The 1,649-nt window shown below is 69.9% G+C and carries 2 protein-coding genes; both read left to right on the top strand.

Going from position 1 to position 1,649, the window contains the following annotated elements; all coding sequences use genetic code 11:
* Window positions 1–422: YciI family protein (locus E1182_RS30480; RefSeq protein ID WP_243706510.1), on the top strand; the 422-nt coding region annotated here is incomplete at its 5' end.
* Between the two features lie 11 nt (window positions 423–433).
* On the top strand, window positions 434–1,649 hold a 1,216-nt coding region (locus tag E1182_RS30475), incomplete at its 3' end, for an RNA polymerase sigma factor (protein ID WP_132271181.1).

The following is a 1,649-nucleotide window of genomic DNA, read 5'->3' as shown; positions in this document are numbered from 1 at the left end:
GCGGCTCCGACCGAGAGCCGACGCCGAGCGACCGGGCACGCGACGAGAAGGAGCTACCGATGAAGTACATGATCATGATGTTCAGCGGGATGGGAGCGTCGCTGGTCGACCGCAGCCCGGAGTGGATCACCGAGATACAGACCACGATGATGCGGATGGACCGCGAACTACGCCAGGCCGGCGAAGTGATCGAGAGTCGGCACCTGACCGACCCGACGCAGGCCACGACCGTGCGGTTCGTCGACGGCGCACCCGCGCCGACCGACGGCCCGTTCGCGGAGATCAAGGAGAGTCTCGCCGGATACTGGGTCATCGAGGGCAGCTACGAACGGGCGGTCGAGATCGCCTCGCAGGTGGTCGCGGTGACCGAGTTCCCGATGGAGGTCCGGCGAATCATGGATGAGCCTCCTACGGACATGTGAGAGTCGGGTTCGTGACCGAGCCATTCGGGAACCTGCTGCGCGACCTCGCGCCGCAGGTCCTCGGCGCGCTCGTCCGCCGCCACGGACAGTTCGACGCCTGCGAGGACGCCGTCCAGGAGGCGCTGCTGGCCGCCACCGTGCAATGGCCGAGTGACGGCGTTCCGAATCAGCCCCGCGCCTGGCTGACCACCGTGGCCACCCGAGCCCTGGTGGACCATTGGCGCAGCGACAGTGCCCGCCGCCGCCGCGAGGCGACCGCAGCCGTGGATCCGAGCCTCCACCCGCCCGCCACCGACCCCGACGACACCCTCATCCTGCTGTTCCTGTGCTGCCACCCCAGCTTGTCCCCACCGTCACAGCTCGCGCTCACCCTGCGCGCGGTGGGCGGACTGAGCACCGCGCAGATCGCCTCGGCGTTCCTGGTCCCGGAGACCACCATGGCGCAACGGATCACCCGCGCGAAACAGCGCGTCCGCGACACCGGCGCCCGATTCGAACTGCCGACACCGGCCGAGCGCGCCGGCCGGCTCGCCGTGGTCCTGCACGTCCTGTACCTGATCTTCAACGAGGGCTACACCGCCACCTCAGGCCCCGACCTGAGCCGAGCCGACCTGACCACCGAAGCGATCCGCCTCACCCGGCTGCTGCACCACCTGCTGCCCCGCGACGGTGAGGTCGCCGGACTACTGGCGCTGATGCTGCTCACCGACGCCCGCCGCACCGCCCGTACCGCCGCCGACGGCTCGATAGTGCCCCTAACCGACCAAGACCGCCAACGATGGGACCAGTCGGCAATCGAAGAAGGTCAAAAACTGCTCACCGGCACCCTCGGCACTGGGCCGGTCGGCCAATACCAGATCCAGGCCGCCATCGCCGCCATCCACGACGAAGCCCTCACCGCCGCCGACACCGACTGGCCACAGATCCTCGCCCTCTACGACGTCCTCACCCAGGTCGCGCCCGGGCCCGTGGTCACCCTCAGCCGCGCCGTCGCCCTGGCCATGGTCCACGGCCCGACCACTGGCCTCGCCGCGCTGGGCACCCTCGACACCGACGACCGGCTCACCCACAGCCACCGCCTCGAAGCCGTACGCGCCCACCTACTCGAACAAGCCGGCCACTCCGACGCCGCCCACGACGCTTACCTCCGCGCCGCCCGGACCACCGCCAGCCTGCCCGAACAGCGCTACCTCACCCGCCGCGCCGCCCAACTTCGGAAGATCTTTC

The sequence above is a fragment of the Micromonospora sp. KC721 genome (assembly GCF_004348355.1).
Lineage (GTDB): Bacteria > Actinomycetota > Actinomycetes > Mycobacteriales > Micromonosporaceae > Micromonospora.
The sequence above is the reverse complement of the archived record's forward strand: the minus strand, read 5'-3'. Positions and strand labels throughout refer to the sequence as shown.